This window comes from Amycolatopsis sp. NPDC059027 (assembly GCF_042739735.1).
Taxonomy (GTDB): domain Bacteria; phylum Actinomycetota; class Actinomycetes; order Mycobacteriales; family Pseudonocardiaceae; genus Amycolatopsis.
In genome coordinates, this window is record NZ_JBHYIK010000001.1 from 86713 (window position 1) to 94743 (window position 8031).

At 69.1% G+C, this 8031-nt stretch carries 5 protein-coding genes; 1 reads left to right on the top strand and 4 read right to left on the bottom strand.

Going from position 1 to position 8031, the window contains the following annotated elements; translation table 11 throughout:
* Window positions 1-549: 549 nt before the first annotated feature.
* The 4 genes from ACFWY9_RS00420 to ACFWY9_RS00435 all read right to left on the bottom strand — a co-directional run bounded on the left by ACFWY9_RS00420 (window position 550) and on the right by ACFWY9_RS00435 (window position 6239).
* Window positions 550-2775 (bottom strand): GH92 family glycosyl hydrolase, encoded by a 2226-nt coding sequence (locus ACFWY9_RS00420; protein ID WP_378337798.1) that lies wholly within the window; start codon window positions 2773-2775, stop codon window positions 550-552.
* 246 nt (window positions 2776-3021) lie between these two features.
* Window positions 3022-4188 (bottom strand): thiolase domain-containing protein, encoded by a 1167-nt coding sequence (locus ACFWY9_RS00425; protein WP_378337799.1) that lies wholly within the window; start codon window positions 4186-4188, stop codon window positions 3022-3024.
* A gap of 1 nt (window position 4189) precedes the next feature.
* Window positions 4190-5242 carry a thiolase domain-containing protein gene (locus ACFWY9_RS00430; protein WP_378327600.1) on the bottom strand — a complete coding sequence of 351 codons (1053 nt, stop codon included), beginning with the start codon at window positions 5240-5242 and terminating at the stop codon, window positions 4190-4192.
* A 7-nt stretch (window positions 5243-5249) separates the two neighbouring features.
* The gene (locus ACFWY9_RS00435; RefSeq protein ID WP_378327599.1) at window positions 5250-6239 is read right to left on the bottom strand and encodes a Zn-ribbon domain-containing OB-fold protein; all 990 of its coding nucleotides are present in this window, start codon (window positions 6237-6239) and stop codon (window positions 5250-5252) included.
* An 88-nt stretch (window positions 6240-6327) separates the two neighbouring features.
* Here ACFWY9_RS00435 and ACFWY9_RS00440 point away from each other — a divergent pair, with 88 nt between their 5' ends.
* Window positions 6328-7890 (top strand): acyl-CoA synthetase, encoded by a 1563-nt coding sequence (locus tag ACFWY9_RS00440; RefSeq protein ID WP_378327598.1) that lies wholly within the window; start codon window positions 6328-6330, stop codon window positions 7888-7890.
* Window positions 7891-8031 lie beyond the last annotated feature (141 nt).

The following is an 8031-nucleotide window of genomic DNA, read 5'->3' on the forward strand; positions in this document are numbered from 1 at the left end:
AAAGAAGCGACTTTTGTGTATAAGAGACAGCGAGCCGACGGTCTGGCCGGGTCCGTGGCGAAGTACGCCGAAGCCCGGGGTGTCGCGCCGGCGCGACACCCCGGGTGATGCTGGTGCCCGCCCTGGCCTGCGCGTGGTGACGCCCGGGAGGACGGACAGGGCTTCCGGCCCGGTGCTCAGTTTCCTCGCGGGGGCGGTGTGGTCCCGCCACCCCCGTGAGGCGGAGGGGTTGTTCCGCCACCATGGGGTGGAGGGGTGGTCCCGCCACCATGGGGCGGAGGGGTGGTGCCGCCACCGGACGGGACGCCCGCGCAGCAGTAGGTGTCCGCTGCCGCGGAAGCCGGAGTGAGGACGGCGATGCCGACGAGAATCGGCAGCGTGGCGACGAGGCCCACAATCGTCTTGCGCAGCATGGAATGCCTTCCGGTCAAGGAAAAGTGCGATCCTGCCGAACGTAACAGGAGGAGCCGGGCCAGCCGGTGAGTCAAGTCTTTCGGTTACGCGTCTTGACCGGACGTCCTGAGAACCACGGAATCGGGAGCCTCTTCGTCACCGGACGCCGGGCGGGGTGTTGCCACCCCACGGCTGCGGTGTGGCACTCATCGCGAACCGCAGCTCGCCACCACCGGTGAGATCACGCTGGCTCAGGAACGGCCGGGTGATCGGCTTTCCGTCGAGGCGCAACGATTGCACGTACGGCTTGTCCGCCGCGTTGCCCGGCGCCGAGACCACCAGCGGACGCCGGGAGCCCGGCAGCCGCACCGTGACCTTCCGGAAGAACGGGCTGCCCACCGCGTACTGGTCCGACGCGGGGTTGACCGGGTAGATCCCCAGCGAGGACAGCAGATACCAGGACGACATCTGCCCGCAGTCGTCGTTGCCGGTCAGCCCGTCCGGCCGGTTCGCGTAGTTCGCCGCCGCGATGCTCCGCACCTGCGCCTGGGTCTGCCACGGCCGTCCGGCGTAGTCGTACAGATAACCGATGTGGTGGCTGGGCTCGTTGGTGTGGTTGTTGTGCCCCTCGGCGAAGTGCCGGTCCAGCAGCGCCAGGAACTTTTCCTTGCCCATCAAGGAGATCAGGCCGGGAACATCGTGCATGACGTCGAAGCTGTAGACCCACTGGTTGCCCTCGGTCCAGCCGCCGTCCGCCCACGAGCCGTCGAAGTTCCGCGACTGCATGAAGCCCGTCGAAGGGTTGTAGAGGTTCCGGTAGTTCTTGCTGCGGTCGAGGAGGAACTTCGCGTCGTCGGTCTTCCCGAGCGCCTTCGCGACCTGGGCCACCGCCCAGTCCTCGTAGGCGTAGTCGAGGGTTCGTGAGCCCGCCTCGGCGGTGCGGTCGTTCGCGACCCAGCCGTTCTGCTTGTACGTCGTGAGCCCAGCGCGAGCCTCGACCGGAGTGCCTTCTTCCCGGTCGGAGAAGCGCAGTTCGGTGTCCCGGTCGGGCGGGGTCGTCGCGTCCTTGCGCACGGCTTCGTAAGCGAGCTTCCGGTCGAATCCGGTGAATCCCTTGGCGATCGCCTCGGCGATGATCGAGTCCGCGTTCGTCCCGACCATGATGTTGGTCTCGGTGGGGTTCTTCCACATCGGCAGCCAGCCGCCCTCGCGGTAGTCCTGCAGCATCGACGTCACCATGTCGTCGACGCGCTCGGGCGCGAAGAGCGTCAGGAAAGCGTTTTCGGCGCGGAAGGTGTCCCACAGCGAATAGCTGGTGTAGCTCGTTCCTTTGTGGACTTTGTCGTCATAGGCGCTGTAGTACCGGCCGTACTCCGACATCTCGGAGGGATACTGCAGCGCGTGGAACATGCTGGTGTAGAATGTCGCCAGCTGGTCGGAGGTCGCGCCCTCGATGTCGACGCGGTCGAGCTTCTCGCTCCACGCCGCCTTGGTCCCGGCCGCGACGCGGTCGAATCCCCGCGGGTCGGGGGCCTCGCGGTACAGGTTCTCCCGCGCCTGGTCCACCGAGATGAACGAGGTCGCGATCCGGACCTGCACCCGCCGCGCCGAGGCGGGGAACCGCACGAACGCGCCGAGCCCGGCGTCGGTGCGGCTCCGTTCCCCTTCGTGCACCGTGGAGCCGGTCGACGTCCCGTAGCCGGTGAACGGCGTGTCGAAGCTCGCCACGAAGTAGCCCTTGAAATGCGGCGCCTTGAACGGCCCGAGCTTCGAATCCTGTCGATCGGGGTTGTAGCCGGTGATCTCGCGCCGTGCCGGATCGATCGTGACGCCGCCGGTGATGCCCGCGCGCGTCGCGTCCAGCACGAAGTTCGGCGAAGAATCCGCCGGGAAGCTGAACCGCATGACGCCGACCCGGGATGTCCCGGTCAGTTCGGCGCCGATGGTCCGGCCGCCGCCTGCCTGCATCTTCACGGAGTACTTCTGCGGCGACGCCTTCTCGTCGGCGTGGCTGAACGGCATGGCCCGCGCGTCGGCGCCCGGCTTGACGTCGCCGATACCGGGCATCCCCGACACGTAGCCGTAGTCGCCCATCCAGATCGCCGGCTGATGGGTGCCGATGAATCCGGTGATCTTCGTGTCGTCGTGGTGGTAGGGCAGGCGGCTGACCCAGTTCTGCCGCGTCATCGGCGACCACCGCGTCATCGCGAACGGCGGCGCGGTGCTCGGGATCATGCCGCCGTACTCGCTCGGATCCGTGCCGGTGGTGCCGATCATCGGGTTCACCAGGTCGACGTTCGACGGCCGGGGACGCGCGGCCGCGGGCACGGCGGTGACGAGCGGGAGCACGAGCGTCGCGGCGAGGAGCAGGCGGGCACGCATGGGCAGGCCTCCAGTCCTGACATCGTTGTCACAATGGGGCGAACCGTCAACGTCTAACCGAGATTCGCCTGCGATGTCAAGAACTTTCGGACCGGACCGCCTGATCACGCGAGATCTCCGCCTGATCACGCGAGACCTCCGCCTGATCACGCGAGATCTCCGGAGCGGCCCCGGAGACCTCGTGTGCTTCGAGAGCCAAGTCGCGTGATTGAGCGGAGATCTCGCGTGATGGGGAGGAGATCGGGGTCAGGAGCCGGGTTTGGCGGAGCCGACCACCCACATCGAGAAGTACTGGGACCCGCCGCCGTAGGCGTGGCCGAGGCCGACGCGCGCGCCGTCGACCTGGTAGTCCCCGGCGCGGCCCATCACCTGCTTCGCGGCCTCGGAGAACCGCAGCATCCCGGACGCGCCGATCGGGTTGGACGAGAGCACGCCGCCGGACGCGTTCACCGGGAGCCGCCCGCCGAGCGCGGTGTCCCCGGCCTCGGTGACCTTCCAGCCCTGGCCCTCTTCGGCGAACCCGAGGTTCTCCAGCCACATCGGCTCGAACCAGGAGAACGGCACGTAGATCTCCGCGACGTCCACTTCGGACAGTGGGTCGGTGATGCCCGCTTCGGCCCACAACGCGGCCGCGGCGTCGCGCCCGGCCTGGGGGTTGACCTGATCACGGCCGGCGAACGTCGTCGGTTCGGTGCGCATCGCGGTCGCGTGCACCCACGCGGCCCCGCCTTCGACGGCGTCGCCCGCGGCCTCGTCGCCGATCACCATCGCGCAGGCGCCGTCCGAGGACGGGCACGTCTCGTCGTAGCGGATCGGGTCCCACAGCATCTGCGACGCCTGGACGGATTCCACCGTGATGTCGTCCTGCTGCAGATGCGCGTAGGGGTTGAGTGCGCCGTTGCGGCGGTCCTTCGCCGCGACGATCGCGCCGATGTGGTCGGGCGCCCCGGACCGGCGGATGTAGGACCGTACGTGCGGCGCGAAGTAGCCACCCGCCCCCGCGCCCACCGGCATCTGGAACGGCGGCAGGATCGACAGTCCCCACATCGCGTTCGACTCGGACTGCTTCTCGAACGCCACCGTCAGCACGCGCCGGTGGATCCCGGCCTGCACGAGCGACGTCGCCACCAGCGCCGTCGACCCGCCGACCGACCCCGCGGTGTGCACGCGCAGCAACGGTTTCCCGGTCGCGCCCAGCGCGTCGGCGAGGAACAGTTCGGGCATCATGACGCCCTCGAACAGGTCCGGCGCCTTGCCGAGGACGACCGCGTCGATCTCGTCCCAGCCCACCTGCGCGTCGAGCATCGCGCGGTCGATCGCTTCGCGCAGCAGGCCCGGCATCGACACGTCCGTACGCTTGGCCTTGTGGTGCGTCTGGCCGGTGCCGAGCACGGCCGCGAGCTGCTTGCCCATCTCAGCGTCCCTCCAGAACGGCCACGAGATTCTGTTGCAGCGCAGGGCCGCTCGTCGCGTGCGCCAGGGTTTTCCGCGCCTCACCGGACAAAATCCGGCTGGCGGCTTCGCCGATCCGGGCGAGCCCGGCGGCGAACATCGGATTGCCGGTCAGCGCTCCGCCCGACGGCGTGATCTTGACGCCGTCGCCAAGCCCGAGCGCCTTCCGCAGGATCAGTTCCTGGTGCGTGAACGGTGAATGCAGTTCCGCGACTTCGACACCGTCGAGATCCAGTGCCGCGGCGGCGGATTCGGTCGACGGCGACCGGGTCAGATCCCGCGCGCCGAGCACGGGCGAGTCGACGCGGTGCTCGATCCCACTGAGGATCGCCGGGCGCTCCGCCAGGTCCTTCGCGCGTTCCGCGGAGGCCAGCACGATCACCGCGGCGCCGTCGGTCACCGGGGCGATGTCGTGGGCCCGCAACGGGTCCGCGACGTACGGCGTGTCGAGCAGATCCGCGACCTCGGCCGTGCCGGACAGCTGCGCGGCCGGATTGCCCGCGGCGTCCGCCCTGCTGCGGGCCGCCACCTCGGCAAGGTCCTTTTCGGACCACAGCCCGGCGTCGAGTCCCAGCCGCGCCTGGATTCCGGCGATGGACACCGAATCCGGCCACAGTGGAGCGACGACGTACGGGTCGAGCTGCAACGCGAGCACGCGGCGCAGTGTCCCGGCGCTCGACTTGCCGAAGCCGTAGACGAGCGCGGTGTCGACCTCGCCCATCCGGATCTTCAGCCAAGCCTCGTACAACGCCCACGCGGCGTCCATCTCGACGTGGGATTCGTGGATCGGCGGGAACGCGCCGATCGCGTCCACCGCGGCGATGAACGAGAAGGCGCGTCCGGCGAGGTAGTCCGACGAGCCGGAGCACCAGAATCCGATGTCCTTCTTGGACAGCCCAGTGGCGGCGAAGACCTCGGCGAAGATCGGCACGAGCATTTCCACGCCGTTGGTGGTGCCCGGGGTTTCCCGGACGTTCGGGGCCTGCGCGAACCCCACGACGGCGACGTCTGGCATCAGTTCCTCACAGGTGGTGGGCGAAGGATTCGTACGGCGCGTCGGGCTCGCCCGTCGGCTCGAAATGGCTGATGTTCTCCAGCGACGTCCACCAGTCCTCACGCGGTTTCCACGCCGCGCGCACCCGCATCCCCATCCGGACGTCGGCCGCGTCGCAGCCGAGCACCAGGTGGAGGAAGGCGATGTCGGCGCCGTCCAGCAGGATGTACGCCGCGACGTACGGCGGCTGGATCCGCTGGCCGAGGAACGGGACGTTGACGATGCAGAACGTCGTGACGATGCCGGTGTCGGGCAGCTCGACCTCTTCGGTGGTCGGCACGCCGTCGGTCGGGCAGGCGCCGCGCGGCGGGATGTAGACCTTCGCGCAGGCGGGGCAGCGTTGCCCGATCAGCCGCCCTTCGGCGAGTGCGCGCAGGTAGCGGCTTTCCTCCGGCGACGCGGAATGCCGGTAGCCCAGGTGCACCGGGGTGATCACGACGGCGACGGGGGCGCCGTCCTCGCGCTTCGCGACCGGGGGCGGGTCCTCGGTCGGGAGAGTGTCGGGGGAGTCCGCGGGCAGGAAGTACGCGATGTCCCGGATGTGCCCGACGGTTTCGTCGGCCCATCGCACGCGGACCCTCTGTCCAGTGTGGACGTTCTCGGGCGTGCCGGCGTCGACAGCGTGCAGCAGCGCGGTGTCCGCGCCGTCGAGCCGGATGAGCGCCCACGCGAACGGCCGGCTCAGCGGCTGCCCGTCGAGGGGTTCGGCGCACCACGACCACGAGACGACGGTGCCCTCCTCGGCGACCGGGACGAACTCGTCCAGCGGTGCCGCGGTGACCGGGTCGTACTCGACCGGGGGCACGTGGACCCGTCCGTCGCTGCCGCGGACGCCCTCGATGTGGCGCTCGCGCAGGGAGTTGACGAACCGGCCGAGCACCGGCCCGGTCGATCGGGTGTAGTCGAAGCCGATGTCGAGCGGGGCCGACAAGGGGGTCTCGGATGCACTGGCCGTCACGTTCTGAGTGAAACACGTTCTCGAATTCACGGCAAGAACCTGCTGGCGGTGCATTGCCGACGAGTGGAACGCGTTCTAGATTTGCGGTATGTCGACGACTGCCGCGAAGACGCTCGGACTGTGGAACATCGCCGGGGAGCAGCCGGAGCTGCCCGCCCTGATCGACCCGGACGGCCGGGCGGTCGGCTATGGCGAGCTGGCCGCCAAGGCGAACAAGTACGCGCTCGGCCTCGAGGCGCTCGGCCTCGAAACGGGCGACGTCGTGGTGCTGTTGCAGCCGAACAGCTCAGAACTGGTCGCCGCGTACTTCGCCGCGATCCAATCCGGCCTGTACATCGTCGTGGTCAACTGGCACCTCGTCGGGCCCGAGATCGCCTACATCCTCACCGACAGCGGGGCGAAGGCGTTCCTCGCGCACGAACGGTTCGCCGAAACGGCGGTGGCCGCGGCGGACGAAGCGGGCATCCCCGCGTCCGCGCGATTCGCCGTCGGCGACGTGCCCGGCTTCCGGCGCATCGAGGAACTCGGCGCCGGTGAGGGCGACGGCAGGCCGTCGCGGCGCACGGCCGGTTCGCCGATGCTGTACACGTCCGGCACGACCGGTCGCCCGAAGGGCGTCCGCCGTCCGCTCACCGGGGCCGACCCGGACCAGGTGCCCGCCGCGTCGACGTGGTTCTTCGGCGTGTTCGGGATTCAGCCCTTCGACAACCACGTCCACCTGTGCGGTTCGCCGCTGTATCACACGGCCGTGCTCAACTTCGTCGCGATTTCGCTGCAGCTCGGGCATACCGCGGTGCTCATGGACCGCTGGGACCCCGAGGAGATGCTGCGGCTGATCGAACGGCATCGGGTCACGCACAGTCACATGGTGCCGACCCAGTTCCGGCGGCTGCTCGCGTTGCCCGGCGACGTCCGCGCGAAGTACGACCTGAGTTCGCTGCGGGTGATGATCCACGGCGCCGCGCCGTGCCCGCTGGAGGTCAAGCGCCGGATGCTCGACTGGTGGGGCCCGGTGGTCACCGAGTACTACGCGGCGACCGAGGGCGGCGGCACTGTGATCAACGGGGAGGACTGGCTGCGGAAGCCGGGCTCGGTCGGCCTGCCGTGGCCCGGCTCGACGATCAAGATCCTCGACGACGACGGGAACGAGTTGCCGGCGGGGGAGACCGGCACGGTGTACATGAAGATGGGCGACTCGAAGTTCGAGTACCACAAGGACAAGGCCAAGACCGAAAAGGCCAGGGTGGGCGATTTGTTCACGCTCGGCGACGTCGGTCATCTCGACGAGGACGGCTATCTCTTCCTGCACGACCGCAAGGCGGATCTGATCATTTCCGGCGGCGTCAACATCTATCCGGCCGAGATCGAGGGCGAGCTGGTGATGCACCCGAAGATCGCCGACGTCGCCGTGTTCGGCGTCCCGCACGAGGACTGGGGCGAGGAGATCAAGGCCGTCGTCCAGCCCGCCCCCGGCGTCGAACCCTCCGGCGACCTCACCGCGGAGCTGCTCGCCTACGCCGCCACCCGCCTGGCGAAGTTCAAGCTCCCTCGCAGCGTCGACTATCTCGACGAACTCCCGCGCGACCCGAACGGCAAGCTCTACAAACGCCGCCTCCGCGCCCCCTACTGGGAAGGCCACCCCGTCCCGTAACGGAGATCTGGTGTGTCCAGCCGGACATGGCGGGGGGTTGGGGGGGGGTAAACGGGGAAAGTCGGGCCCAAAAACCATCAAGCCCCGCGGCGGCACCGGAACACGCCGATGGGCCGGGCGCGTCAGGCCCGGCCGCCGCGG